This window comes from Methylorubrum podarium, assembly GCF_040270385.1.
Lineage (GTDB): Bacteria > Pseudomonadota > Alphaproteobacteria > Rhizobiales > Beijerinckiaceae > Methylobacterium > Methylobacterium podarium.
In genome coordinates, this window is the sequence record NZ_JBELQE010000106.1 from 1 (window position 1) to 24,894 (window position 24,894).

The window sequence follows — 24,894 nt, forward strand, 5'->3', positions numbered from 1 at the left end:
ACCAACACCGGCGCGGGGTGGAGCAGCCCGGTAGCTCGTCAGGCTCATAACCTGAAGGTCGCTGGTTCAAATCCAGCCCCCGCAACCAAACACACACCACACCATCCAAACAAAACACAGCCCGCTGACCGGAAAAGGCAGCGGGCTTTTCGTTGTCCAGGGCATTCCGAACGGCATGAGAGGCGGTGGACCCCGAAAGGGGAGGGGGCCTCATATCCGCCGCTCGGCCGGGCGTCCGCCGCGGAACCGTCAACGCGTTCCCACGGCGCGTCGGGTTCGCCGCTCCGCCTTGCGCGTCGCCGTCTCTCGCAAGTGATGCTCGATCGCGTCGTTGGCGCGCCCGCGCATCTGCCGGATCGCCTCGACATCGTCGAACGTCTCGGGGAAGCGCCGCGACAGCCACAGATAGGCGCTGGCGAGCCGCACGGTCCGCTCCTGATAGTCGAGTTCGCCGGCGAGGCTCGCGCGCAGGGCCGGCACCGTCGCTCCCGCGCGCCGGACCTGACTCCACCGCTCCAGCATGCCCATGGCGATCTCGTCGCGCTGGTTGATCGGGCAGACCGAGAAGACGAATTTCTCCTCGATCGGAAGGCGCGCGCGGTCGATGATGCGCGCGATCTCCAGAACCTCCTCCAGGGCCGATGGCTGGAACGGCGAGCCGGCATAGAAGGTCGCGCGCGCGAAATGCGTCATCACCTCGTAGAGGCTTGAGGTCCGCATCTCCTCCGCCACGGAGCGGATCGCGGTCAGGTCCGGGCGCACGTAGAAGCGCGTGTCGGCGGCCGGGGCCGTGGGGGCGCCGGCCAGGGCGGTTCGGATCGGTGCGACGGCGGTCGCCTCGGTGGCCGCCACGGTGCCGACATCGTGGTAGCCGTAGCGCCCGGCCCGGCCGGCGATCTGCCGGATCTCGGAATTGGTGAGGGCGCGCTCCCCGACGCCGTCCCACTTGCGCACGGCCGAGAAGACGATCCGCTTCAGCGGACCCAGATTGAGCCCCATGCCGATGGCATCCGTCGTGACGAGGACGTTGGCGTCCCCGGATCGGAAACGCGCCGCCTCGGCGCGCCGGACCTCCGGCGACAGGGCCCCGTAGATGGTCGCCACCCGGTGCCCGCGGGCGACCAGGATCTCGCGATTCTCGTGCACGGCGCGGCGGGAGAAGGCGACGACGGCGTCGCCCGGCTCGACCTTCTCCAGCGGGACGGGCTCGTCCAGAAGCACGAGCGGCGACTTGCGCTCGAAGCCGATCACCTCCAGCGACTCGTTCGCCGCCTCGGCGGCGCGGCGGACATACGACAGGGCATCGTCCGATCCGCAGACGATGACGGTCTTGGCTGGGACGCCGAACAGGGCGTTCGTCCAGGCCCAGCCGCGATCCGGATCCGCGAGCATCTGGATCTCGTCGATGACGGCGACGTCGATCGGGCGGGTGAGGTCGGCCGTCTCGATCGTGCGGGCGGTGTGGGTCGGCTCCGGCTCCCCCAGCACTTCCTCACCGGTGACCATGCCGGCACGCAGGCCGCGCTCGCGCAAAGCCTCGTAGTTTTCGAGCGCCAGGAGCCGCAGCGGTGCCAGATAGGCCCCGGTCGGCGCCGCGGTCAGCGCCTGCAGCGCGGCGTAGGTCTTGCCGGAATTGGTCGGCCCCATGTGGAAGAGGATGCGGCGGTTCAGCCTGCGCGCCGCCGCAAATTTTTCGATGTAGGCACCGAACCCGACCTGATCCCGCAGCCGCCGCAGGCGCGAGCCCTCCCGCGCCACGGCCTTGGCCCGCTGCCGGACCGGCGTCAGCGCGTCCGCGAGGGAGCGGGCGAGCCTGGGACCGAGGCTGAACGGGCGGGAGCGCAGCGAGCGGTCCATATGCTCGAGATAGGCCGCCGCGTCGGCGCCCACTTCTCGAAGGTCGGCGAGGATCTGGGCCCTGAGCCGATCGATCGGCTTATGCAGGTCGCGGGTGACCTGAACCGTCATTCCCGTCACGGCGGCGCGCAGCTCGTCCAGGCGGCGTGCCGGATCGTTCCGGGCGGCCATCCCTTGGAGGATCTCGGCGGTGATCGGGTCCGGCGATGCATCGATGCGCAGGTCCAGCCGGCCCGCATCGAGCAGCGGGATGCTGATCCGGACGCTCCAGCGGATGCGATGGTCCTTGGTCACCGCGGCCCTGAGGGCGGGGACCGCGCGCTTGAGGGCAGGAACGCCGGTCTCGGCGAAGGCGCGGGCCATCCGCATCTCCCGCAGCGCGCGCGCCACGCGCTCGTCCTCGACCACCGCTCCGAATTCCGGCAGTTCGAGCTGCGTGCGCAGGGCCTCGAGATCGACGGTGTTCGGCGAGAGACCGAGCCGGCCGACCGTTTCGATCAGGCTCTCGACGGTGGGGCGGAGGCGCTTGCGGGCCATGAGCTCACTTTCGACGACGACGTCCGTCCGCCGGCCGGATCTTCATATCAGGCCGGACCGAACGCGGTGAGCGTGGCGCGAGATCATGAAGAGGTCGAGGAGCGTGCGTCTTCCAGGGAGCAATCCCCACAGTGAGATGCGAGGTTCCCGCGCCCTGCCGCGTGCCGGTCGGAGGGCGGGAGTGACTCGGGCGCCGATCGTACGGGCGATGTCATGCGATATCCGCAAGATCGCTTCGGCGTCGCCTCGTGATGACGGAGCGGGGCCGAACCCGAGGTGATCGACCGGACGCCGTATCAGGGGGGAGGGAGGACAGCGCTTCGGCACGACGATGCCGCGCAGAGTCCCGCCGCCTCGGATTTCACGCCGCTCGGCCGAGTCCGCACTGGACGAAGGCTTCCTTGGGCACGGCAAGGATGCGGCTCTCGAGCAGGCTGGGTATGCCGGTTAGGTCCGGCATCGGCCCGGCCCGCAGCATCTGCGCGACGTCCTCCTTCGGCATCGGCTTGCCGAAGAGGTAACCTTGGCCGAAGTCGCAGCCCTGGTCGGAGAGCCAGTCGACGCTCGCATCCGTCTCGATGCCCTCCGCCGTGGTCACGAGACCGAGACTGGAACCGAGCTTGATGATCGCGTCGACGAGTTTGGCCCGCTCCGCGCTCATGGTGATCGTGTCCACGTAGGACCGGTCGATCTTGAGCTTGTCGAACTTCAGCTCGCGCAGGTGGTAAAGGCTCGAATAACCGGTGCCGAAATCGTCGAGGGCAATCCGGACGCCAAGATTCTGCAGCGAGGTCAGCGTGGCCCGCGCCGCCTCCAGATCGCGCACCAGGGCGCTCTCGGTGATCTCCACCTCCAGCCGGTGCGGCGAGAGCCCGGTCTCGGCCAGGATCGCCAGGATGCGCTGGGCGAGGTCCCGATCCTGGAACTGCTGGGGCGCGATGTTGATCGCGAGCAGCAGATGCGACGGCCAGGATCGCGCGTCGAGGCAGGCCTGCCGCAGCAGGTGATAGCTGAGATCGGCGATCATGCCGGTCTCTTCCGCGATCGGAATGAACTGATCCGGTCCGAGCAGGCCCCGGGTCGGGTGGCGCCAGCGGGCCAGCACCTCGAGGCCGACGCAGTCGCGCTGCGGCAGCGAGACGACGGGCTGATAGAAGGGCTCGATCTTGCCGGACTCGATCGCCTCGCGCAGCTCCGCTTCGAGCGCGGCCCGCTCCCGCAACTCCGCGTCCATGGAATCCTCGAAAACCCGGCAGGTGCCGCGCCCTTCGCGCTTGCCCTGGTACATCGCGAGATCCGCCGCGTGCAGGAGCGCGTCGGCATCGCTCTCCGCGCTGACCACGGCGATGCCGATGGTCGCGCCGATCTTCACCGCGCCGCCGTTCCAGGCAATCGGCGCGACGAGGCTCGCGATGACCTGCTGGGCCAGCCGCGTGAGGTTGTCGAGGCTGCCCGTGAAGGGAACCAGGAGAGCGAATTCGTCGCCGCCCAGGCGCGCGGCGAGGCCGCCGGCCGGCAGAAGGTCTTCGAGACGATCGGCCACCGCGCAGAGCACGGCGTTGCCGGCGGCGTGACCGTAGAGGTCGTTGACGGGCTTGAAGCGGTCGAGGTCGATCAGGAGCACCGCCGCCCGATCACGCCCCGCCATCCGTCCGCGCAGATCCTCCACCGCCTCGACGAAGAGGCGCCGGTTGGCCAGACCCGTCAGGGCGTCGTGGCGCGCGATCGCCTCGGCCTGCTTCGTGGCCGCGTCGCGCTCCCGCATGGTTCGGCGCAGGATCAGCGACTTGCGGACGGCGGCTCCGAACAGCGCGATCCCCATGAAGCCGGCCTGCATGACCAGGTCGAGCAGGCCGTGGCGCAGGATGAAGGCGGTCGCGATTTCGAAGGCGCCGAGCTGGCTCCCGATCAGGAAGCAGCCGGTGCCGATCATCAGCAGGCAGAGCGTTTCGTACAGTTCGCCCTGTCCCCAAGAAGTACGCCGCACACAAGCCATCCCACGCCCTGACCGGTCAGGTTGGTCGATAGCGGCAAGATCCTAATGGAAGCCTTCGATTTATCGGATAGGTTTACGTAATGCGATGGCATTATGATTTACGCTGAGAATGAGGGCGATTGCGTAATCAAATACTGACCTTACACTTCGAATTGCCTTACGACAAGTTTTCGGTGGGGCAGTCGCGTCGCTGATTTCGAGCCTCATCCGAGCTGGGTCGAGGAGATCGCGGAGCCGACCCACCAACCGTCGACGCCCGCTCCCGGCTGTCACCGCGAAGTCACGTCCCGATCTCGTCGCCGTGTCGTGCGCCCTCAGCCGAACGTCGCCTTCGTAGCCATGGGAGGCATCGTCGCGGCTCCCGGCTTCGTGCGCTGGCGAATTCTCCGCGCCCGAACTTGCGGAACAAGATTGACCGCTACGCTCCCGCGCATAGTCTTCGCCGAGATATGTGACGTACCTCGGCGCACCCATATGCCTGAGACGCTGATCGACAGATGGCATCGGGAGAACACGGCAGCGCAGAGGCCGCCATCGATCCTGCAGCAATGCGTGGGCGGAGCGATCAGAGGCGCCCTCGCAGGGATTGGCCTTCTTATTGCTCTCTGGCTGCTCTATTGGGCTGGCCTGCTCTGAAGCAGCGATCTTCGGCGCTCACGATCGGACGCAGACTATTTGCTGCTGAGCGAGGCTAAGATCCAGCCCAGCAAAGGCGCCGGGCGAACGGATCTTGAACCGAGATGGCGCGTGAACCGCCTTCGGGGCGACTGAGCGCGCTGTCACTCACCGATCTATGACAGCCGGTTCCCGCAAGAGGAGGTCACCCCGTTCCTAGGCCGACGGCGATCGCCGAGGCGCGCTCGGGCGCAAGCGAGGCTTGGAGCTGTCAGAAACAGGCGGTTGACCGCTGGCCAGACAGGGTCAGCGCAGCGGCCATGTCCGCTCGCCAGACAGAATCAGCGGAGCGGCCACGCTTAGTGCCCTGAGTTCCGTGTCCATTCAATCAGGCAACCTATGTCGCGCACGCGCAGCGGGTCGGCACTGAAGGGGGGGTTCGACGCCGACCCGCCGGTCGCAGACCGCAGTGTCGACGGAGAGGCCACGGCGCAACGACATTGCTTCTTGCGCCCAGCCTTGGAGGCACTCAAGCGGCGCTTGCGGCTTACTGCGATCGAGGTGCCGGCCAAGCGACGCCTGAGCGACATGCGAGAGCAGCGGGTCGGCGCCCCCCCCCCGTACCGGCCCGCTGTCTCCGGTCCGCAGCGAGCCCGTGAGCCCCGGCAGACGCCGTCTTTCGTGCCCGTCGCTCCCAGGACGCTCAAGTAGCTCCTCCGGAGTAGCCCGGCAGTTTTTTGTGACCCCGGCAGGATCTGCGGCCGCCTTCGCGAATGGCACCGCGGCCCAACGGTTCAACGATGGCTCGTCCAGGGTCACCCCATTCATCTCGGCGGACCGACGCATCAACTCCCTACGCCGGTCCATGTCGCCGAACACCGGCTTGCCCTCCAGCGACTTGAACTGCAGCCACACCTTGCCCTCTGTCGAGAGGTAAGCCGGATTGATAGCTACGCCTTGGGGTGGGACGTCATGCTCGCGAAGACGCCATCGCGCCGGATCAGCGCATGCAGCAGCGCCGCTCCGATATGGGTCAGGATCGTGGCGAACAGCCCGTAGGCTAAGACCGTGTGGAGTTCACGTAACCGGGCGTAGACCATCGGGCTTTGCGGCAGGATCGGCGGCAGCACGAACGGCCCGACAAGCGTCACGGGGTAGCGTGCCGCCGACAGCATCGCCCAACCGACCAGCGGCATGGCCAGCATCAGCCCGTAGAGGACGATGTGCGAGGCATGCGCAGCCCGGCGCTGCCAGACGGGCAGATCCGTGGGCAGGGGCGGCGGTGGACGATGCCAACGGTTGGCCAGCCGCAGGACGGCAAGGAGCAGGATCAGGAGGCCGAGCGGACGGTGCAGCGCGACCAGCGCGTGGTAGTCCGCGAGCGAGGTCACCATCGCGAAGCCGATGAGCAGCATGGTCAGAATCAGTGCTGCCATGCTCCAGTGAAGCAGGCGTGCCGGCAGGTTGAAGCGGGCGGTGTCCGTCACAGGGAGGCTCCGTCTGGTGGTGTGCCGGCCACAGCGCTGGGCATCTTCTCCTCACCGGCGCGGCGGGTGAAGGATCGGGCGTACGCTGCCGAGCGGACGCTCAGCAGCGGATCGTCGGACGGTGCGATGCCGTCCGGCAGGACGAGAGGATCGAAGTTGATGTCCCGGCAATTGCCGGCATCCTCCGGCGCCGCGTCGGTGAGGGTCAGCGTGCCCACGTCCACACTCTCGCGGTCGGAGGGCCAAGGCAGAGTCGCGTCGGCGATGGCGTCGCGTGCCTGACCCAATGTCACGACAAGGCGCCAGTGCAGCGGTTCCCGCCGGAGTTGCGCGACGAGGTCGTCGAACAGGTAATTCTTGTCCGTCTGCGCTGCTTGCGCGGCAGATTCCGTCGCCGCCGGCCGCTCCGGCACAAATGCCCAACGCACCGGCGTCGTACGGCCGTTGCTCGCCACGAACCGGAAGGCGTTCAGGCTTCGGAAGGTGCTGTCGGCAAAGCCGGACGTGATCCTCCGCGCCTTGATCAAGGCCGCAGCCGTCGCGCTCTCAGGATGCATGGCGAAGAACGCCTTCATGCGCTCAGGGTTGGGCTTGCCGGTGGCTGGATCCGGCTTGGCGGCGAGCAATTGCTCGTAGAAGGCCTCGGGCGTACGCACCGGGAAGACCGGGATGTTGTTCAGGCCGGTGCGCCATTCCTCGCCCTCGGGCAGTTGGAAGCGCAGGGCGAGGCTACGCACGATGGTCCCGGCGTCGGCCGCGTAGGGTTGCCCGCCCGCGAGCGCGACCCGTCCCTCGACCCGCGTCACGCGCCCGGCCGAGAACACGCTCGCCTTCGAAAGACGGGCTCCGTTTCCGTTGCTGGCGAAGTCGCCGGCCACGCACAGGCCCTTGGCGTGGTTGCGTCGGAAGCCGGGATGCGGACCGTTCACCTGCTCGAAGCGGTCGACGACGCGTGCTGGGGTCAGCGCGCCCGGTGACAGCCAGCCGCCCGTGTAGGTGAATGCTCCGGCAGTTCCGGCGAGCACCGCGCCGATGCCGGCGAGGCGCAGCATCAGGGCGCGCGTGGTCATTCCGGGAGGAGCCCCGGTCAGGTCGTGCAGCAGGGTCATGGATGCCTCAGGTGTTCGTCGCGGTCGTGCGGCGGATCTCATTGGCGAGGGGATGAAGGACGGCCGGATCGCTCGCGCCTACGAGGCTGTAGCCGAGCCCGTCCTGCGCCCAGGCGTAGCCGATGGCTGAGCCGGAGCGGTGCTCACGCATGGGGGCGTCACCCGGTTGAGCCATGGACCGCATCAGCATGACGAGGCGGGTGCCGTGATGATCGTCATACATCAGCAGGCCCGCAGGACCGTGCGGTGTGGCGACGAGCCGTCCGCCCATCAGCCGGTAGCCGGAGGAACTCAAGTCCGGCACGCCGACACGGCGGTTGAGCCGGGCCGAGAACCAGCGGGCGAGTTCATCGCTGTCGCTCGCCGCGAGTTCGACCGGACGAACGCGATCGGGAGCGTAGACCGAGTAGTTCGCGCTCGCCTCCTGAGCCAGGGCATCGATCCCCGTCATCGACGGAGAGAGCGTTCCGCGAAGACCCCAGCCGCCCAGGCCTCCAAGCGCGAGCAGGACGGCGGCGGCGGCAGCCTGCCAAGGGGGCAGACGCGTGCGCCGTCGTGCCTCGATGAGGTGGGCGAGGTTGAGCTGTGCCGGGACGGGTTCGGCGGCCACCGGGCCGAAGGCTCCTCGCAGTTCGTCACCGAGTGCGCGCATACGCGCGACGCGTCGGCCGAGATCGGGATGGCAGGCGAGGTAGGCCTCGACCTCGGTCCTGCGCGTCGCCTCCAACCGCTCGTCGACGAACGCCTGCAGGTCGTCCTCGGTAATCGGGCGCACGGTCACTTCACCCTCCTGAGCAGCGGACGTTTGACGGGGGTGGACGCGCGCTCCCCGTCTATGAGTTGGATCATGCGTTCGCGGGCCCGCGCGAGGCGCGACATCACGGTTCCGATCGGTATCGCGAGCACCTGCGCCGCCTCGGCGTAGGAGAGCCCCTCCACGCTCACGAGCAGGAGGACGCCGCGCTGATCCTCCGGAAGAGCATCGAGAGCCGCCGTCAGGTCGCGCTGGAGCAGGCCCTCGTCCTGGCTCGGGGCAACGGCCAGGGTCGCCTCCGGCGCATCCTCGACGGCCATGTACGAGCCGCGGCGAGCGCGCTGGCGCATCTGGCTGACGGCGAGATTATGAAGAATGGCGTAGAGCCACGTGCGGACGTCGCCGTCGGCTCGGCGCTGATGCCACCGGCCGATGGCCCGCTCCAGACAATCCTGGAGAAGGTCGTCCGCATCGGTCGGGTTGTGCAGGAGCGCGCGGGCATAGCGGCGCAGGGCCGGAATGAGCGGCTCGATGAGGCGGATCATATCGCTCACGGCCATCCTCCTGACACGCGCGGACTTCGTTCGACCGATCCGCCCGCGGCGAGAGTGCCAATGACGGTACGGGGACAGAGACGCCGTTTCTCGACGTTTATTCCGAACCCCTCCGGATTTTTTCTCCGTCGCGCCTCATGACCTGCGCGGAGCGACGAAGCCTCAAATTTCTCGGATCGCCTCCGGAATAATCTGCAGAACCTGGCGTCTGTCAGGTCGTCGCCAGCCTGAACGAAGTGTTCGGTGGTTAAATCGAGGAACCTGACATGTACAAAATCAAGCACGCCGCTCTCGTCCTGCTCACCGCGGTCGGAGCTCTGGCCGCGGCCGACGCAGGCGCCAGCGCGAAGGCCGTCGCGCCGGAGCGAGCCTGTTCGGGAATCTGCACGTCCGCGCTTACGCCCGCCTTGACGGTCGGTGCGACGCCGCGCAACGAGTTCGAGGCCGACACCGATTTTGCGAATGCGAACAACCCCGCACTGCCACCCTATGCCCGTGGCCGGGGAGAGGAGACGGGCGGGCCTGCACGGGAGCTGATCCCGAACTGAACTGCCGCAAGCGGGCTCACCGTACTTCAGTCCTCTGAGCTCGCAGCTCACGCAATGGGATCACCGCGACGCCACCCCGTGTCCGTTGCGGTCCCGGACCGTCGGTGCAGGAGCCGGCTGCCGAAACTGGCGAACAAGCCGGACAGCAGAGCGACCGCGAGCGCATGCATGCCGAGGTCATCGAGCGCCATCTCGAACGGGTGGAAGAGACCGAGGATCGACGCGGCAACGGACGATGCGGCCAATCCTGCAAGCCCGGCGGTCAGTCCCGGCCGCAGCGCGTATCCCTGTTTCAGACTCGCGACGAGAAGGAGCGCGAACGGAACGCCGAGTCCGACGATGAAGGCGAAGCAGGAGCAGGCCGCCGAAAGTGGGATCGGCGCTCCGTACCCTGTGCCGCTCGCCGCTCCGGCCACGCCGGCACCGATCCAGAACGCGAGACTCGGGACGGGGAGGAGAGCCCAGCGCGCGCTCCGGTCAGGCAGGGTCATCAGGACGGCTGCCGCGGAAGCGGCTGCAGCCGTTGCCGTCGAGCCGGCTGCCGCGAGGACGAGTGCGGGCTCGGCCGCGTAGCGCGCGAGGACGCCGTGCAGGTTGGCTACGGCGGCAAGCCCTGCGGCGGGAAGGCCGACGACCAGGAGCCAGCCCGCGATGCGGCGAGCAGGCGACGCGAGCCTCGCGACCGGTGCGAGACCGGCCGCGAGGCTGTCGATCAGGCGGGTATGGCGATCTTGTGCCAGCATCGATCTGCCGCCTATGCGCCGGGCGCCGAGCGTGCCGCTCCGAGGATGCGGCCATCGCAGGCTTGAAGGATCACGGCGAGGCTTTCCCCGGTCGGCGCCGCAACGCTGACTCGGAGAGGCTGACCGGCCCAGGTGCCGAGATCGCGCAGGGAGCGGACGACGCTCCGCCGGCCATCCACCACGAGCTGGGGCATGACGTTGCCGTCGCCGAGCCGCTTGGCATGGACGGCCTGCCGTTCGGTTGCACCCTCGAAGGAGGAGGTGTCCTCCCAGCCGAGATCGTCCCAGTACGTGACGTGGAAATCCAGGGTCAGGAAGTCGGTACGGCCAGCATACTCGCCGAGAAGCGCCGCGGCAGGCGGGCAGGTCGAGCAGCCCTGGGAGGTGGTGAGTTCCAGCACGACCGGGCGGGCTTGCGCTCCGATGGGTACCAAAGCGGTTGGCAGGAGGATCGCGAACAGGGCGGACGATCGAGTTGGCACGGCGCGCTCCAAAGCAGGGGATAATGGCCATTCGCTCTCGTCCGGACGCGGTTACGCCTTCTGTGCCCATCGCCGAAGTGCTTGGCACGCGTCTGCTGCCTCAGGAGCCCCCGGTCGTCGGCCTCAGACTCGAAAGGGTGGGTAGAGCGGCGTCGATGGATAACCGGCGCTGGAGGAAGGTGCCGGCTTACGGTCCACACGATACGGACGTGCGAAAGCGCACAGGATTATCCAGGCACCGTGTAACGGCTGGCGGTCTTCCGCGAAATTCCCTTCGACAGCAAACGAGCCACCAGCATCGCAGGCGAGGTTTGCTGCCTGGCAGCAAATCTAATCTGATCGGACCCCTGAAATTCTCGCCAAACTCTTGCGAATTTGACGAACAGAGGCCTGTGCGTGCCGGGGAGTCGATGCCGCTCCCAGTTGGAATTGCCCCAGCCGAAGGAAGGATTACGCAATGCTCGTTTCAGACATCCTCAGATCCAAGGGCACCCAGGTCTTCGCCATAGGCGGAGACGCACCGTTCTCAGCAGCCATTCAGATGATGCGAGATCGAAAGATCGGCGCACTCGTCGTCGAGGATGCGAACGGCCGACTGGACGGCATCTTGTCGGAACGAGAGGTCGTCGCAGCCCTCGCCACGTGGGGAGAGGACGCGCTGGAGCGTACGGTGTGCGAGCTGATGGTCACGCCGGTGGCGACCGCACGTCCGACCGACCCGGTTCATCGAGTCATGACGATCATGACACAAGGACGGATTCGCCACCTGCCAGTGCTCGATGACGAGATCATCGCAGGCATCGTCAGCGTCGGAGACGTCGTCAAATCGCGCTTGGCCGAGAAGATCCACGAGAACCAAGTTCTGCAGGACATCGCCCGCTGGCCGCGCGTGGCGTGACGTCGCGAATCTGCCTGCGCATAGATCCGCGCCGCACAGCTGTGTCCATCCATACCCTGGTCCGCGAATGGCGGGAGGCCGACGGACCGTGGGTTTGCAACAAAGCCCCCGCCTCTACCGAACGCAACTCGACAGGAAAAACTCACCCATGAACACTCGTCTCGCTTCCATTGCCGCCGCCGTCGTCCTCAGCGCCGGTGCGACTGTCGCCCCCGGCATCGCACAAGCCGAGACCTTCAACGCCTGGGGACATGAATTCACTGTTCCCGGATCGCGGTCGGACGCGGCGCCCGCCACGCCTCCCACCGCCTACACCGCCATGCCGACGGAGATCGTCGGCAGCCCTGGCAGCCGCTCGAACCACCGGGACGTCAGCCGGCAGGCGCACGGCTCGGTCCACGACATGTACCGCCGCTGAGCCTCCGAACGCTTCTGAACCTCGGAAACAAGGAAATGGCTGCCGAGGCGTACCCGAACCGCGCCTCGGCCGATTGCGGAGTTTCACACGCGACGCCGCATAGCAGAACATTCGGCACCAGGTTGAAACTCGCTCTAGCCAGCATGGCGGAGATGTCCAGACAAAGCCGAGTGCAAGGCAGACGGAGCCTCCCAGGGCCTCTAGGGAAACCCTTGGGAGGCTCAGAAGCTCTTGGAGGGAATCGGGTGCTGCGCTCCGTAGTGCCCCGAGGCTGGCCTCGACCGGTCGGCCGGCCCAGCCTCGAGCGTCGCTGTCACGCCGCTGGCCGGTACTCTTCTTTCGAGTTCGCGAAACGGCGGCGGATCAGGCTGTTGAGGGACAGCGGTCCCGGGCCGGTCAGGACAAGCGCCACGATGCACGCGACGTAGAGAAGATCGGTCTCGTAGCCGGGTTGTCCGAACCGGGGGCCTTCCGGCGTGATCGCTTGCAGCTTGATAGAACTGAAGCCGTTTTGAAGGTGCACCATTGTCGTGGCAACGAACAGGATGGCCACCATGGGAATGCTGGCGAGCGGAATGAAGGCGCCGACGATGAAGGCGAGACCGCCGAAGATCTCGACCAGGATGGTGAGCCAGCCGAGAAGGTAAGGGAAGGGCAGCCCCATGGCTGCGACGATCGTTGGGAAGGCGTCCAGCCCGCGCCCGGCCTTCGCCAAGCCGTGCTCCAGGAAGCCGTACCCGACGATGAGACGCAAAGGCAACGGAGCCCAGCGCGACAGAGATGCTCGCACCTGCAGGCCTAGCCAATACTCGGCGATCGTGTGCCGCTGCTCCACAGAGCGGGCCGGAATTAAGGTATTCATCGCTGGGAAGCTCCTTCGCATCCAGATCAACATGATCGTAGACTGGCGCTGGGTCGCTCCCTCACCTTAAGCCATGCTTAAGGGCACGATTCGGACGCGGCCGAGAGCGGGGTTTGATCCGACGCTACTTGCGAGCCGTCGCCTTCGTTCGCTTCGGACCGGCCGGTGTCCTGTTCAATTCTTGTGACGTTTAAGGAAACAGGCCGTGAGGACCGAGATTTCGTCGACCTTCTCGTCAAGTGCGAAGTGACCCGCGTCCAAGATATGGATTTCGGCGTCGGGAAAATCGCGCCGGTCGGCGAGGGCACCCGGCGTCATGAGGGCGAGATCGTAGCGTCCCCACATGACCGGCGTCGGAGGCTTGTGCTCCCGCGGCCACGCCTGCCACCGCGGGTAGGCTGCGACGTTTGTCCGGGAGTCGTAGAGGAGATCGGCTTGGATCTCGCGCGCCCGGCCGAGACGGCATCGCGTATTCGTCGGTTCAGGCGTCAGGGTTGTAGCGCTCGACCACGCGCGAGGAGGGCTGCGGCGGAGACGGCTCGATCTACCGGTTCGGCGGCGCCGAAGTTCGACGCAGCCGATACCCGGGAGCGTCAGTAGGCGGGGCCGCCCGCCGTCGAACCGAGCTGGGGAGCCGCGCGCTCGGGCTGCTCGGCGTTGCCGCCCTTGGCTGAGAGGTCAAGCCTCAGGCTTCGGCCAAGCGAGCCCGTCGCGATCTCCGCATGTGCTTCTGGAACTTCGGGCGAGCCGCGTCCGCCATGGAGCGCCGGTAGGTTCGTATACCTCCCGGCCTGCACCGGACCGGCTTGTGCAACACTCACTTGCGAAAAGCCTGTAACGATCATTCCGATCGAAGCAGCGAGCGTCATACCAAGGCGCATCATATCGGGATACTCCTGAATTTTGTCTGCGCAGATCGAGCGCAAACTTCGAGGCGGACAGCCAGTCATCATCGCCTGTCCTATCCCGGGTGTAGAAGTACCAGCTTAAGCCAAGCTTATGCCTCCGCCGCCGAAGATGCTATTCGACAATCGAGCGCTGCGGCCGGTCCGATCCAGCTCGTTACGCCCCCAGAAGATCGACTTGGAGGCCGGTCCGGTCGTCACGGTTTCGCAGATGGAGTTGCACGCCGCTCCGCCGCGCCGCCATCTCGGTGATGGTCAGACCCAGCCCACTGCCGAGCGCACTCTTGTGGCGGCCGCGGTAGAAGCGCGTCGTCACATGCGGCATCTCCTCGTCGGGAATGCCTGGCCCCTCGTCGCGCACGTAGAACCCACGCCCGTCAGGCCTCAGGCCCCACTCGACCGTGCCAGCCTGCATGTGCTGCACGGCATTCTCATGCAGGTTCCGGATCGCCAAGCGGAGGCTTTCGGGGTCGCAACGCAGCCGGAAGGCGCTGAGGCTGGGATCGACGACCGTCACGATACCGGGTGGCTGCCGCATGCTCTCGACGATCTCGGCGACGAGCGCCCCCACATCGACCTCGGCCGAGGCGCGAGGCTCGGCATCCGCGTCGAGCTGAGCCGCATCGAGAAGTTGCTTCACCAGCCGCGTGGTGCGGTCGACGCTGGCCAGGATCTGCCGCAGCGCAGCCCTGACGAGGTCAGGGTTCGGCGCAGCCAACGCGACCTGAGCCTGGGTCTTGAGCCCGGCCAAGGGCGTGCGAAGCTCATGCGCCGCGAAGGCGGTCACCTCCCGCTCGTGCCGGCGCGCCGCCTCCACCTTGGAGAAGAGGCTGTTCAGCGCCTGCGCGAGGGGGCGGACCTCCGCGGGAGCACGCCCAATGTCGACCGCGCTCATGTCGTCGGCATCACGGGCCGCGATGTCGCGCGCCATCAGCCTCAAGGGCCGCAGACCCTGCCCGAGGCTTGCCCAAATCAGAATTCCGAGAAGCGGGATTACGAGCAGAATAGGAGTCAGCAGACCCATGATGAGATCGGTCACGAGGCCTCGACGCAGGCTCAATCGGTCGCCGACCATGACCCGTACCCCCTTGCCGGCATCGTCGACGGTGAAGATCCGCCACGTCTCGCCGTCGACCTCGCGCTCGGAGAAGCCGGCAGGCGCGTCTGTGAAGCGACGTTCGGGGGCACCGCTGGAGCGAGCTACCATCCGGCCGTCGAGGGACCAGATCTGGCAGGAGATCTGACGCTCGTAGCCGCTGGGCGGCGCAATGAAGCCCGGTGTTCCGTCAGTGGCTCCGCTACCGACCGGGCGCACGAGCGAGGTCACCATGCGGGCCGCTTCTTGGAGACGGTTGTCGAGAACCTGCTCCACCTCGTGCTTGGAGCCGAAATAGATCCAGGTGACGGCGCTGAGCCAGATCAGACCGGTCGCAGCGAGGAGGATGGCAAAGAGGCGGACGCGCAGGGAGGTCACCCTGGTGTCCTCATTCGGTAGCCGACGCCACGCACGGTCTCGATGGCATGCCGGCCGATCTTGACGCGCAGATTGTGCACATGGACCTCGACCGCGTTGCTCTCGACCTCCTCCTGCCAGCCGTAGAGGCGCTCCTCTAACTCGGCTTTGGATCGAACGACGCTCGGCCGCTCCATCAGGGTGAGGAGCACCATGAACTCCTTGCGCGACAGGGACACCGGCACCCCGTCGACCGTGACGGTCAGGCTGCCGGGGTCGATCCGGATGCCGCCATGTTCGAGGCTTGCTGCTGCCCGGCCTGACGCCCGCCGGATCACGGCGCGGATTCGGGCCGAGAGTTCGTCGAGGTCGAAGGGCTTGCCAAGATAGTCGTCGGCTCCTCCGTCAAGCCCAGCGATGCGGTCTGCAACGGCGTCTCGCGCCGTCAGCAGAATCACGGGGGTGCGGTCGCTCCGCCGGCGGAGACCACGCAGCACGTCGAGGCCCGAGCCGTCGGGCAGCATCAGGTCGAGCACGACGGCAGCGAACCTGCTGGACGCAAGAGCCGCATCGGCATCGGCACACGTCGCGACGCAATCGATGGCCGCGCCGGTCAAAGACAGACCGGCCCTGAGACCGTCCGAGAGAATTGGGTCGTCCTCCACGACGAGAATGCGCATGCGTGTCTCCCCAGCCGCTCGGCATCTTCCGGGCCTATCTTAAGCCTGGCTTAAGGTGCATTTCCGACCTGCGGCGGACGGACCGGATACCGGACGCCGCGGGCAATGCCGCACATCACCCTCGCCGTGTTCGTCTGGGCGGGCGCATCATTCTGGTCCTCCAGGTACTCCCAGGGAGCCGCGGCAGCGCGGGCGCCGTTCACCCATTGGGCGACATGCGAAGCGGATCTCACGCTCCGCCCGCGTTGGACCGCGGCTCCCGAAGACGCTGCGCGGCCTCACGCCCTATGAGTTTGTCTGCCAGGCTTGTGAGCCTCCCTAACCCGATGCGATCAGATCCGCCGCCGCTCATCTGGTCACTCCCGAGACGTTAGAGGGGTCGCCGGGGATTCTGTACGCCGATCCGTCGGCGTGGCCGAACCTTTCGAACTCCTCCGGTAACTAATTGCTCGCTGGTCCGTCGCCTGCCGGCTCTAATCGCGCTGCCTCAAGGGCAGCCGTGGAGACGGAAAGCGCCGATGAATCCGCCCGATCACCCCCCGTTCGATCCCGAGGCGGTCCCGACGGACGCCGTCGTTTCCCGGGGCGGCCGCGACCTGCGCCTGACCTGGGCGAACGGCGAGGCGGCCGCCCTCTCATCGGAGACGCTGCGGCTGCGCTGCCGCTGCGCGTGGTGCACCCGTGATCGGTTCGAAGGCCGCTTTCCGGCTGCCTTCCCGGCGGTCGCGGTGACCACGATCGAACCGCTCGGCGGCTACGCCGTGAATCTCGGTTTCTCCGACGGGCATGCCCGCGGGATCTTCCCCTGGGTCTACCTTCGCGCCCTTGCCCGAGAGACCGCGGCGCCGATGGCCGCCACCTCGGAGCGCACGCCCCAGGCGGCGTGATCGCCTGATTTCCGTCCTTCCTTGAGCGCGCGGCCGCGGCCGGCGCCCGACAAGCGAGCCCCATCATGAGCGACACCGGCCCGAAGGTCGACATCGTCGAGACCGACCTCCTTGTCATCGGCGGCGGCACCGGCGGCCCAATGGCCGCGATCAAGGCCAAGGAGGCCGACCCGAAGCTGCGGGTGCTGCTGATGGAGAAGGCCAATGTGAAGCGCTCGGGCGCGATCAGCATGGGCATGGACGGGCTGAACAACGCGGTCGTGCCGGGCTACGCCACCCCTGAGCAGTACGTGAAGGAGATCACGGTCGCCAACGACGGCATCGTCAACCAGAAGGCGGTGATGGCGTATGCCCAGGGCTCGTTCCCGATGATCCAGTACCTCGACAAGCTCGGGGTGAAGTTCGAGAAGGACGGCTCGGGCGAGTACAACATGCGCAAGGTCCACCATATGGGGACCTACGTGCTGCCGATGCCCGAGGGGCACAACGTCAAGAAGGTGCTCTACCGGCAGCTGCGCCGGCTCCAGGTCGCGGTCACCAACCGCTACATGGCGACCCGGCTGCTCAAGGACGCGGACGGGCGCATCGCCGGGGCGATCGCCGTCAACACCCGTACCTCCGAGTTCCTGATCGTTAAGGCCAAGGCGGTGGTTCTGGCCTGCGGCGCGGCCGGGCGGCTCGGCCTGCCGGCCTCCGGCTACCTGTTCGGCACCTACGAGAACGCGGCCAATTGCGGCGACGGCTACGCCATGGCCTACCACGCGGGCGCGCAGCTCGCGAACCTCGAATGCTACCAGATCAACCCGCTGATCAAGGACTATAACGGCCCCTCCTGCGCCTACGTCACCGGCCCGTTCGGCGGCTTTACTGCCAACAACAAGGGCGAGCGCTTCATCGAGTGCGACTACTGGTCGGGCCAGATGATGCTGGAGTTCTGGCGCGAATTGCAGGGTGGCAACGGCCCGGTCTTTCTGAAGATGGACCACCTGCGCGAGGAGACGATTTCGGAGATCGAGACGATCCTGCACTCGAACGAGCGGCCCTCGCGCGGGCGCTTCCACGAGCGGCGCGGCACCGATTACCGTAAGCGGCCGGTCGAGATGCACATCTCGGAGATCGGCTTCTGCTCCGGCCACTCGGCCTCGGGCGTCTTCGTGGACGAGAACGCCCGCACCACCGTGCCCGGCCTCTACGCCGTCGGCGATATGGCGAGCGTGCCGCACAACTATATGCTCGGCGCGTTCGTCAACGGCGGCATCGCCGGGGCGGACGCCGCCGCCTATTGCGCGGCCACCGGCCTGCCCGCCTACGACGAGGGCGACGTGTTGGCCGAGCAGGCGCGCGTGCTGGCCCCCACCCGTCGCGACGACGGCCTGACCCCGCACGAGATGGAGTTCAAGACCCGGCGCCTCGTCAACGACTATCTTGAGCCGCCGAAGGTCACCGCCAAGATGGAACTCGGCCAGCGGCGCTTCGCCGAGATCCGCGATGACCTCGACCTGCTCTGCGCCCGCGATCCGCACGAGCTGCACCGCGCCCTGGAGATGCAGTCGATCCTCGATTGCGCCGACATGGCGGCCCACGCCTCGCTCTACCGCACCGAGAGCCGCTGGGGCTTCTATCACCTGCGCGTCGATCACCCGGAGACGCTGCCGGAATGGGCCTGCCACACCGTCCTGTTCAAGGACGACAAGGGCCGGATGGCGAGCGCCAAGCGCGCGGTCGATCCGTTCATCGTGCCCGTCGCCGACGAGGAGATGAGCGCCTACCACCAGCTCCGCATCAAGACGCCGGTCGCCGCCGAATGAAACCCGATCGACGATGACTCATCGTCGATTGCCCCCGCGACTGCGGGGCGGGGGTCGTCCGCCGGACACACGGAACAGGACCACCGGTCCTGTTCCGTGCAGCATAGAACAATCTTCGCGAAGCATTCTCCTTGATCAGACACGGAGACGATCCATGCCCATCATCACCCAGGCCAAGAGCGCCGCGGTCGTCATCGACGACGACAAGTGTATCGCCGAGAAGGGTTGCCGCGTCTGCGTCGATGTCTGCCCGCTCGACATCCTTGCGATCGATGAGACCCGGCAGAAGGCGTACATGAAGTACGACGAGTGCTGGTATTGCATGCCCTGCGAGGTCGATTGCCCGACGAACGCGGTCAAGGTCAACATTCCCTACCTGTTGCGCTGAGGTCGATCATGGCACCGGTCTTCGACACCTTCGACGACGACATCGAGGAGCTGGCCGAGCGCGCCGCCAGCCCTGATCCCGGCATCCGCCGCGTGGCGATGATGGAACTGGCCGAGGCGGTGGGCGCCAAAGCCAAGGTTCTGCTGCTCAAGGGGCTGGCCGACGACGACGCCACCGTGCGCGCCGCCGCCGCCAAGGCGCTCGACGAGCATGACGGCGCCGACGTGGTCGAGGGCCTCGTCCGCTCGCTCGAGGATGCCGACGACGACGTGCGGCGCGTCGCCGCCGAGACGCTCTCCGAGAAGAAGGAACCGACCTGCGGCCCGCTGCTGATCGAGAGGGCGGAGCATGCGGACCCGTTCGTCCAGGCCGCGGCCTTGCGCGCCTTGCGCGAACTCGTCATCCCCGACGCGCTCTCGGCGGCCCTGAAGGCGCTTCAGAGCCCCGCGCCGGAGGTCCGCCGCGAGGGGCTCGGCGTCATCGGCTACCTCAAGGCCGAGGAGGCGCTGCCCGCGCTTCTCGCCACCGCGCGCGACGGCGACGCCACGGTGCGGCGCGCGACGATGGCAGCTCTGGTCTTCCTTCGCTCCGGCGGCCCCGGCGTCGCGACCCTGCTCGCCGGATTGCAAGACGAGAATTGGCAGGTGCGCGAGGAGGCCGCGGTGTCGATCGCCAAGAGCCGGCTGCCCGAAGCGGTCGAGCCGCTGATCGCCGCGATGGCCGATCCGGTCTGGCAGGTGAAGACCAAGGCTGCCAACGCGCTCGGCCGGATCAAGTCCACCGCCGCCATCGACGTGCTCGGGCGCGCCCTCGACTCCGAGGTCAGCAACCTGCGCAAGGAATCCGCCGCGGCTTTGGGCGAGATCGCGCACCCGCAGGCCCTGTCCTTCCTCGAACGCGCGTCCGACGATCCCGACCCCGACGTGCGCAAGCTGATCCGCTGGGCGATCGGCCGCTGCCGGTCGGAGGTCTGACGTCGAGCGGTCACCACGAAACGACGAGGCGAGGCGGCGGATCCGACAGGGTCCGTCGCCTTCGCGCGTCCGATGGCCGGGAGGTTCTGTTTAGAGCTGGTATAGTGTTTGCTGCGCTGCACATGGTCATCGCCCAGGAGCAGCCTATGCAGCCCATCCCAGGTCGGACGGACACGGCCCATCTCTCTTCCGGGCTTTCGCTCCCGACATGCGCGCGAGGCACGAGCTCGATGGAATCCTTCCCCCAGCCCGCCGGCCCGCGTCCGCTGCTGGAAGGCTTGAGCGAGGCCGAGCGCAGCCAAGTGATGGAGCGGGGGCGCCGGCGGGTCCTCTATCGCGGTGCGACCCTGTTCACGCAGGAGACGCCGAACGATGGCATCTGGCTGATCGAGACCGGCCGCATCCGCGTCTTCTACGCCGCGCCGACCGGACGCGAGATCACGCTGGCCTACTGGTATCCCGGCAACTTCGTCGGCGGACCGGAGGTATTCGGCTCGGGCACCCATAGCTGGTCCGGCATGGCCGCGAGTAATTCCACCGTGCTGCATCTGCCGGGCGCCGCGCTGAAGCAGCTCGTGGCCCGTATCCCATCGCTCGCCTTCGGCATCATCGACGGGCTGACCTTCAAGGGCCGTTGCTACTCGGCCCTTGCCCAGATGCTGGGCACGCGCTCGATCACCGACCGCCTCGCCTTCCTGCTGATCCACCTGTCGAACCTCTACGGCGTCGAGGAGGAGGGCGGCGTGCTGATCGCGGCCGATTTCACCCATGCGGACCTCGCCCACATGGTCGGCGCCACCCGGCAATGGGTGACGATCAGCCTGAAGCGCCTGTCCGAGCAGGGCGTGGTGACGACACGCCGCTCGCAGATCCTGATTCAGCGCCCCGACATCCTCGCCCGGATGCCGGGCGGCGACGAGGGCGCTTAATTCGAATGCTTCTCGCTTAAAACTGCAGCACCGATTGAGGCCGGCGGACGATTTTCGCAACTAATCGACTCGACTTGCGGGTCTCCGTTTGATCGGCACCGACGGCGCACCCGATCATGCCTGTGATGTCGAGCCGGCATCTCAAGACAAGACGGAGCGCACGATGACTTCGATGGTGTCGAGACGAAGCACGGTGTCGGCTCTGGCGCTCCTGGCGGCGGCAGGCCTCACGACGGGCGCGCCCGCCCGCGCCGAGACGGTCCTGAACGTCGGGATCGGCACGCAGGACACGACGACGAACACCGCCACGGTCGGCGTCGTGGTGCGGCAGTTGAAGCTGATCGAGAAGCATCTCCCGAAGACCGGCAAATATGCCGACGTCAAGATCAAGCTCGATTGGCAGAATTTCACCTCGGGGCCACCCGTGACCAACGGGATGATGGCCGGCAAGCTGCAATTCGGCGCCATGGGCGACTACCCGCTCGTCGTGAACGGCTACACCTTCCAGAACAACCCCGAGAGCCGCTCGCGCCTGATCGCGGTGGCGGCCTACAATCTCCATGGGTCCGGCAACGGCATTGTCGTCAATAAGGAGACCGATGCGTTCTCCTTCGATGACCTGAAGGGCAAAGTCGTCAGCGTGCCGTTCGGCTCCGCCGCCCACGGGATGGTGCTCAAGGCCCTGCAGGACAAGGGCTATCCGCAGACCTTCTTCCGGCTGGTCAACCAGAGCCCCGAGGTCGGCTCGACCAACCTGCAGGAGAAGAAGATCGACGCGCATGCCGACTTCGTGCCCTTCGCCGAACTGCTGCCGTTCCGGGGCTTTGCCCGCAAAGTCTTCGACGGCGTTGAGACCAACCTGCCGACCTGGCACGGCGTCGTCGTGCGCACCGACTTCGCCGAGAAATATCCCGAGATCGTCGATGCCTATCTCCAGGCGATCCTCGACGCGCAGGCCTGGGTGAAGGCCGACCCGAAGCGCGCCGCCGAGCAGATCGCGGCCTGGACCGGGACCGACAAGGAGGTCGTCTACATCTTCCTCGGCCCCGGCGGGATCATGACGATCGATCCGACCCTCAAATCGCCGCTCATCGACGCCGCGAAGGAGGACGTGAAGGTGCTACAGAAGCTCGATCGCGTGAAGGAATTCGACGTTGCGTCCTGGGTCGACGACGCGCCCCTGCGCAGGGCCTTCGCCACGCGGGGGCTCGACTACGAGGCGCAACGCGCCAGCACCGCCAATTACGAGGTCTCGGGCGAGGACGGCTTCTGCAAGAAGCCCATCACCGATCCGCGCAAGGCCGGCGAGATTTGGGAGAAGGACGGCGACATCCTGCCCTATGCGAGCGCCGCCTGTACGCTGGGCGCGGTCAACGATCTCAAGTCCAAGGGCCGTGAGATCAACGTCGCCTACGTGTTCGACACGTCGCGCGGCATCAAGCTGTTTGCCAAAGAGGCCTTCTACGTCGTCGACGGAAGCGAGATCGCTCCCTTCCTGCTGAAGCGCGACGCGGAGGCCGCGGCGGCGAAATCCGGCGCGAAGGTCCTGCCCTACGACGAGGCCGTGAAGGCCGCGGTGGCGGGGGGCTGATGGCGATGGAAGCGGCCCTTCGCACCGTGCCGGAAGCGGTCACCCGCCCGGCCCCGACGACCGAGGCGTCGCCCCCGGTCAAACCCCAGCCGGCGCCGCCGGTCGCGGTCGTCAGGGGCAGCCGCCTCGCCCGCTGGCTGCGCCTGCATCGCGGGCAGCTCCGGGCCGTCGCGCTCGGCCTCGTCTCGCTCGCCCTCTTCATCACGGTCTGGCAGGTGCTGACAGTGAACCGCGCGACGTTCTACGTGCGCTTCACCAACGTCCCGAGCCCAGCCGACGTGTTGGCGCGGGCGTTCCTGGCCTTCCACAACCCGATCTTCGGCGACCACATCTGGATGAGTTGCCGCCGCATCCTCTACGGCTTCGCGCTGGCCAGCGCGGTCGCGATTCCCCTCGGGCTGCTGATGGGCCGATTCCGCATCCTGCGCGAGATCGTGTTTCCGATCTGCGAGGTGACGCGGCCGATCCCGGCCATCGCCTGGGTGCCGATGGCGATCATGCTCTGGCCGACGAACGAGGAATCCATCGTCTTCATCACCTTCCTCGGTTCGTTCTTCCCGATCCTGATCAACACGCTCCAGGGCATGGCCACCGTCGATCCGGTGCTGGTGCGGGCCGCGCGCTGTCTCGGCGCGAGGGAGGCTGCGCTCTTCCGAGAGGTCTATCTGCCGGCCTCCCTGCCGCAGATCTTCACCGGACTCACCGTCGGCATGGGCGTCGCCTGGGTCTCGCTGATCGCCGCCGAGATGATCTCCGGCCAGTTCGGCATCGGCTACTTCACCTGGGAGGCCTATTCCCTGGTCCAGTATTCCGACATCGCGCTCGGCATGATCACCATCGGCGTGCTCGGCCTCGCCTCGAGCCTCGCCATCCGGCTCGTCGGCCGGCTCGCCATGCCCTGGGGGGCGGCCTGCTGAGGCCGTCCCTGACCAGACGTCGATCCATCGGAGGAAGGGACACGCCATGGCCGGGACGGCTCGGGGCCTGATCGAGGTCCAGGATTTCTGCCTGCGCTACGAGACCATGGAGGGAGCGGTCGAGGCCGTCTCCGACACCTCGCTCACCGTCCGGCCCGGCGAGTTCGTCTCGATCGTCGGCCCTTCGGGCTGCGGGAAGTCGACGTTGCTGAATGCGCTCGCTGGCTTCCTCACGCCGTCGGGCGGGCGCGTGACGGTCGATGGCGAGCCGATATTCGGCCCCAGCGCCGACCGGGGCATGATCTTCCAGCAATACTCGCTGTTTCCCTGGAAGACCGTGCGCCAGAACGTCGAGTTCGGGCTCAAGATGAGCGGCGTGTCGCGCGGCGAGCGCGAGCGCCGGGCGCGCACCCTGCTGGGGCTCGCCGGCCTCACGCCGTTCGAGAATCACTATCCCGACCGCCTCTCGGGCGGCATGAAGCAGCGCGTCGGCATCGTGCGGGCGCTGGCCACCGGCCCGCGCATCCTGCTCCTCGACGAGCCGTTCGGGGCGCTCGACGCCCAGACCCGGCTGATCATGCAGCAGATCCTCACCAACATGTGGCAGCAGCTGAAGATCTCGGTGCTGTTCGTGACCCACGACATCGACGAGGCGATCTTCCTGTCGGACCGCATCTACGTGATGACGGCGCGCCCCGGCAGCATCAAGGCCGAGATCGTCGTGCCGCTGCCGCGCCCGCGCGAGCCCGCAATGACGCTCTCCTCGGAGTTCCTGGGCCTGCGCCGCGGGCTGATGTCGCTGATCCGCGAGGAGAGCATTCGCGCCATGGGCGGCGAGGTCAGCCTCGACGCCCTCAAGGGGTTGGCGATCAACCTCGAAGGACAGGATCTCGCGACCGTCCTCTGACGGCCCTCCGTCACCGATCCAAAGCCACTCGGAGAGCGATGCCGGGCCGATGCCATCGCGCCGAGGAGCGCTCCCGCCATGCCGAACCCTGACGGATCAACGCCATGACCTACGTCGTCACCGACAACTGCATCCGCTGCAAGTACACCGATTGCGTCGAGGTCTGCCCGGTGGATTGCTTCTACGTCGGCGAGACCATGCTGGTGATCAATCCCGACGAGTGCATCGATTGCGGCGTGTGCGAGCCGGAATGCCCGGCCGACGCGATCAAGGCCGACACCGAGCCGGGCCTCGACGGCTGGATCGCGCTCAACGCCAAGTATGCGGCCCTCTGGCCGAACATCAGCGAGAAGCGTGACCCACTCGGCGATGCCGCCGAATGGGACGGCCGCCCCGGCAAGCTCGAATCCGTGTTCGGCGTCTCCGATCCGGCCGCCGCCTGATCCCCCTCGGACTAGAGAAGAGGATGTCATGAGCAAGTACAACGAGGAGCAGGTGCTCTCCGTCCATCACTGGACCGACACGCTCTTCTCCTTCCGCACGACGCGCGATCCCTCGTTCCGCTTCCGCAACGGCGAGTTCACGATGATCGGCA

25 protein-coding genes, 1 tRNA gene and 1 pseudogene are annotated in these 24,894 nt (G+C 67.1%); 14 read left to right on the top strand and 13 right to left on the bottom strand.

Features of this window, described 5'->3' with window-relative positions:
• Positions 1 to 11: 11 nt before the first annotated feature.
• Positions 12 to 88, top strand: a tRNA-Met gene (locus ABS772_RS20970).
• 161 nt (positions 89 to 249) lie between these two features.
• Here the strand turns inward: ABS772_RS20970 and ABS772_RS20975 are convergent.
• The 6 genes from ABS772_RS20975 to ABS772_RS21000 form a co-directional block, all read right to left on the bottom strand.
• Positions 250 to 2,394, bottom strand: a complete 2,145-nt coding sequence (locus tag ABS772_RS20975; protein WP_350396670.1) for a helicase-related protein — start codon at positions 2,392 to 2,394, stop codon at positions 250 to 252.
• A gap of 361 nt (positions 2,395 to 2,755) precedes the next feature.
• Entirely contained in the window at positions 2,756 to 4,390 is a 1,635-nt protein-coding gene (locus tag ABS772_RS20980; protein WP_350396671.1) for a putative bifunctional diguanylate cyclase/phosphodiesterase, read from the bottom strand.
• Positions 4,391 to 5,955: 1,565 nt separating this feature from the next.
• The gene (locus ABS772_RS20985) at positions 5,956 to 6,492 is read right to left on the bottom strand and encodes a cytochrome b (protein ID WP_350396672.1); all 537 of its coding nucleotides are present in this window, start codon (positions 6,490 to 6,492) and stop codon (positions 5,956 to 5,958) included.
• Positions 6,489 to 7,601 carry a catalase family peroxidase gene (locus ABS772_RS20990; protein ID WP_350396674.1) on the bottom strand — a complete coding sequence of 371 codons (1,113 nt, stop codon included), beginning with the start codon at positions 7,599 to 7,601 and terminating at the stop codon, positions 6,489 to 6,491. The genes ABS772_RS20985 and ABS772_RS20990 overlap by 4 nt, the downstream gene beginning before the upstream one ends.
• A gap of 7 nt (positions 7,602 to 7,608) precedes the next feature.
• Entirely contained in the window at positions 7,609 to 8,376 is a 768-nt protein-coding gene (locus ABS772_RS20995) for an anti-sigma factor family protein (RefSeq protein WP_350396705.1), read from the bottom strand.
• A gap of 2 nt (positions 8,377 to 8,378) precedes the next feature.
• Positions 8,379 to 8,909, bottom strand: a complete 531-nt coding sequence (locus ABS772_RS21000; RefSeq protein WP_350396676.1) for a sigma-70 family RNA polymerase sigma factor — start codon at positions 8,907 to 8,909, stop codon at positions 8,379 to 8,381.
• A gap of 266 nt (positions 8,910 to 9,175) precedes the next feature.
• Between ABS772_RS21000 and ABS772_RS21005 the strand changes: the two genes are divergently transcribed.
• Positions 9,176 to 9,457: a hypothetical protein gene (locus ABS772_RS21005; protein WP_350396679.1), complete on the top strand. Its 282-nt coding sequence runs from the start codon at positions 9,176 to 9,178 to the stop codon at positions 9,455 to 9,457.
• A 47-nt stretch (positions 9,458 to 9,504) separates the two neighbouring features.
• On the opposite strand, the gene ABS772_RS21010 is transcribed toward ABS772_RS21005, so the two are convergent.
• Positions 9,505 to 10,200: an NrsF family protein gene (locus ABS772_RS21010; RefSeq protein ID WP_350396680.1), complete on the bottom strand. Its 696-nt coding sequence runs from the start codon at positions 10,198 to 10,200 to the stop codon at positions 9,505 to 9,507.
• An 11-nt stretch (positions 10,201 to 10,211) separates the two neighbouring features.
• Positions 10,212 to 10,682, bottom strand: a complete 471-nt coding sequence (locus ABS772_RS21015) for a DUF1223 domain-containing protein (protein ID WP_350396682.1) — start codon at positions 10,680 to 10,682, stop codon at positions 10,212 to 10,214.
• Between the two features lie 457 nt (positions 10,683 to 11,139).
• On the opposite strand from ABS772_RS21015, the gene ABS772_RS21020 reads away from it, so the two are divergent.
• Complete coding sequence (locus ABS772_RS21020; RefSeq protein WP_350396685.1) at positions 11,140 to 11,580, top strand: CBS domain-containing protein; 441 nt, start codon at positions 11,140 to 11,142, stop codon at positions 11,578 to 11,580.
• 148 nt (positions 11,581 to 11,728) lie between these two features.
• A complete protein-coding gene (locus tag ABS772_RS21025) occupies positions 11,729 to 11,998 on the top strand; it encodes a hypothetical protein (RefSeq protein WP_350396687.1) in 270 nt (89 codons plus the stop codon).
• Positions 11,999 to 12,311: 313 nt separating this feature from the next.
• On the opposite strand, the gene ABS772_RS21030 is transcribed toward ABS772_RS21025, so the two are convergent.
• From ABS772_RS21030 to ABS772_RS21050, 5 genes are all read right to left on the bottom strand, one after another.
• Positions 12,312 to 12,860 carry a DoxX family protein gene (locus ABS772_RS21030; protein ID WP_350396688.1) on the bottom strand — a complete coding sequence of 183 codons (549 nt, stop codon included), beginning with the start codon at positions 12,858 to 12,860 and terminating at the stop codon, positions 12,312 to 12,314.
• A gap of 174 nt (positions 12,861 to 13,034) precedes the next feature.
• The gene (locus ABS772_RS21035; protein WP_350396689.1) at positions 13,035 to 13,205 is read right to left on the bottom strand and encodes a hypothetical protein; all 171 of its coding nucleotides are present in this window, start codon (positions 13,203 to 13,205) and stop codon (positions 13,035 to 13,037) included.
• 248 nt (positions 13,206 to 13,453) lie between these two features.
• A complete protein-coding gene (locus ABS772_RS21040) occupies positions 13,454 to 13,813 on the bottom strand; it encodes a hypothetical protein (protein ID WP_350396691.1) in 360 nt (119 codons plus the stop codon).
• A gap of 109 nt (positions 13,814 to 13,922) precedes the next feature.
• The gene (locus tag ABS772_RS21045) at positions 13,923 to 15,239 is read right to left on the bottom strand and encodes an ATP-binding protein (protein WP_350396692.1); all 1,317 of its coding nucleotides are present in this window, start codon (positions 15,237 to 15,239) and stop codon (positions 13,923 to 13,925) included.
• Positions 15,236 to 15,898 (bottom strand): response regulator, encoded by a 663-nt coding sequence (locus ABS772_RS21050; protein WP_350396693.1) that lies wholly within the window; start codon positions 15,896 to 15,898, stop codon positions 15,236 to 15,238. Before ABS772_RS21050 ends, ABS772_RS21045 begins: the two co-directional genes overlap by 4 nt.
• A gap of 518 nt (positions 15,899 to 16,416) precedes the next feature.
• On the opposite strand from ABS772_RS21050, the gene ABS772_RS21055 reads away from it, so the two are divergent.
• The 10 genes and pseudogenes from ABS772_RS21055 to ABS772_RS21100 all read left to right on the top strand — a co-directional run.
• Complete coding sequence (locus ABS772_RS21055; RefSeq protein WP_350396694.1) at positions 16,417 to 16,785, top strand: DUF971 domain-containing protein; 369 nt, start codon at positions 16,417 to 16,419, stop codon at positions 16,783 to 16,785.
• Positions 16,786 to 16,850: 65 nt separating this feature from the next.
• Positions 16,851 to 18,593 (top strand): fumarate reductase/succinate dehydrogenase flavoprotein subunit, encoded by a 1,743-nt coding sequence (locus ABS772_RS21060; protein ID WP_350396695.1) that lies wholly within the window; start codon positions 16,851 to 16,853, stop codon positions 18,591 to 18,593.
• Positions 18,594 to 18,747: 154 nt separating this feature from the next.
• A complete protein-coding gene (locus ABS772_RS21065) occupies positions 18,748 to 18,981 on the top strand; it encodes a 4Fe-4S dicluster domain-containing protein (protein ID WP_015952121.1) in 234 nt (77 codons plus the stop codon).
• A gap of 8 nt (positions 18,982 to 18,989) precedes the next feature.
• On the top strand, positions 18,990 to 19,955 hold the full coding sequence (locus ABS772_RS21070; protein ID WP_350396698.1) for a HEAT repeat domain-containing protein: 966 nt from the start codon (positions 18,990 to 18,992) through the stop codon (positions 19,953 to 19,955).
• Positions 19,956 to 20,185: 230 nt separating this feature from the next.
• The gene (locus tag ABS772_RS21075) at positions 20,186 to 20,884 is read left to right on the top strand and encodes a Crp/Fnr family transcriptional regulator (RefSeq protein ID WP_350396699.1); all 699 of its coding nucleotides are present in this window, start codon (positions 20,186 to 20,188) and stop codon (positions 20,882 to 20,884) included.
• Positions 20,885 to 21,047: 163 nt separating this feature from the next.
• Positions 21,048 to 22,475 carry an ABC transporter substrate-binding protein gene (locus ABS772_RS21080; protein WP_350396700.1) on the top strand — a complete coding sequence of 476 codons (1,428 nt, stop codon included), beginning with the start codon at positions 21,048 to 21,050 and terminating at the stop codon, positions 22,473 to 22,475.
• A 5-nt stretch (positions 22,476 to 22,480) separates the two neighbouring features.
• Entirely contained in the window at positions 22,481 to 23,392 is a 912-nt protein-coding gene (locus tag ABS772_RS21085; RefSeq protein ID WP_407943008.1) for an ABC transporter permease, read from the top strand.
• A gap of 46 nt (positions 23,393 to 23,438) precedes the next feature.
• Entirely contained in the window at positions 23,439 to 24,299 is an 861-nt protein-coding gene (locus tag ABS772_RS21090) for an ABC transporter ATP-binding protein (RefSeq protein ID WP_350396702.1), read from the top strand.
• 104 nt (positions 24,300 to 24,403) lie between these two features.
• The gene (gene fdxA / locus ABS772_RS21095; RefSeq protein WP_350396704.1) at positions 24,404 to 24,742 is read left to right on the top strand and encodes a ferredoxin FdxA; all 339 of its coding nucleotides are present in this window, start codon (positions 24,404 to 24,406) and stop codon (positions 24,740 to 24,742) included.
• A 28-nt stretch (positions 24,743 to 24,770) separates the two neighbouring features.
• A pseudogene (locus ABS772_RS21100) lies at positions 24,771 to 24,894 on the top strand (ferredoxin--NADP reductase); the annotation flags it as partial.

Bases quoted from the DNA above. Each gene is read 5' to 3' on its own strand.
- ABS772_RS20975 (WP_350396670.1), bottom strand. From the start codon at position 2,394: ATGGCCCGCAAGCGCCTCCGCCCCACCGTCGAGAGCCTGATCGAAACG.
- ABS772_RS20980 (WP_350396671.1), bottom strand. From the start codon at position 4,390: ATGGCTTGTGTGCGGCGTACTTCTTGGGGACAGGGCGAACTGTACGAA.
- ABS772_RS20990 (WP_350396674.1), bottom strand. From the start codon at position 7,601: ATGACCCTGCTGCACGACCTGACCGGGGCTCCTCCCGGAATGACCACG.
- ABS772_RS21005 (WP_350396679.1), top strand. From the start codon at position 9,176: ATGTACAAAATCAAGCACGCCGCTCTCGTCCTGCTCACCGCGGTCGGA.
- ABS772_RS21010 (WP_350396680.1), bottom strand. From the start codon at position 10,200: ATGCTGGCACAAGATCGCCATACCCGCCTGATCGACAGCCTCGCGGCC.
- ABS772_RS21020 (WP_350396685.1), top strand. From the start codon at position 11,140: ATGCTCGTTTCAGACATCCTCAGATCCAAGGGCACCCAGGTCTTCGCC.
- ABS772_RS21025 (WP_350396687.1), top strand. From the start codon at position 11,729: ATGAACACTCGTCTCGCTTCCATTGCCGCCGCCGTCGTCCTCAGCGCC.
- ABS772_RS21030 (WP_350396688.1), bottom strand. From the start codon at position 12,860: ATGAATACCTTAATTCCGGCCCGCTCTGTGGAGCAGCGGCACACGATC.
- ABS772_RS21035 (WP_350396689.1), bottom strand. From the start codon at position 13,205: ATGTGGGGACGCTACGATCTCGCCCTCATGACGCCGGGTGCCCTCGCC.
- ABS772_RS21040 (WP_350396691.1), bottom strand. From the start codon at position 13,813: ATGATGACTGGCTGTCCGCCTCGAAGTTTGCGCTCGATCTGCGCAGAC.
- ABS772_RS21050 (WP_350396693.1), bottom strand. From the start codon at position 15,898: ATGCGCATTCTCGTCGTGGAGGACGACCCAATTCTCTCGGACGGTCTC.
- ABS772_RS21055 (WP_350396694.1), top strand. From the start codon at position 16,417: ATGAATCCGCCCGATCACCCCCCGTTCGATCCCGAGGCGGTCCCGACG.
- ABS772_RS21060 (WP_350396695.1), top strand. From the start codon at position 16,851: ATGAGCGACACCGGCCCGAAGGTCGACATCGTCGAGACCGACCTCCTT.
- ABS772_RS21065 (WP_015952121.1), top strand. From the start codon at position 18,748: ATGCCCATCATCACCCAGGCCAAGAGCGCCGCGGTCGTCATCGACGAC.
- ABS772_RS21070 (WP_350396698.1), top strand. From the start codon at position 18,990: ATGGCACCGGTCTTCGACACCTTCGACGACGACATCGAGGAGCTGGCC.
- ABS772_RS21075 (WP_350396699.1), top strand. From the start codon at position 20,186: ATGGAATCCTTCCCCCAGCCCGCCGGCCCGCGTCCGCTGCTGGAAGGC.
- ABS772_RS21080 (WP_350396700.1), top strand. From the start codon at position 21,048: ATGACTTCGATGGTGTCGAGACGAAGCACGGTGTCGGCTCTGGCGCTC.
- ABS772_RS21085 (WP_407943008.1), top strand. From the start codon at position 22,481: ATGGAAGCGGCCCTTCGCACCGTGCCGGAAGCGGTCACCCGCCCGGCC.
- ABS772_RS21090 (WP_350396702.1), top strand. From the start codon at position 23,439: ATGGCCGGGACGGCTCGGGGCCTGATCGAGGTCCAGGATTTCTGCCTG.
- fdxA (WP_350396704.1), top strand. From the start codon at position 24,404: ATGACCTACGTCGTCACCGACAACTGCATCCGCTGCAAGTACACCGAT.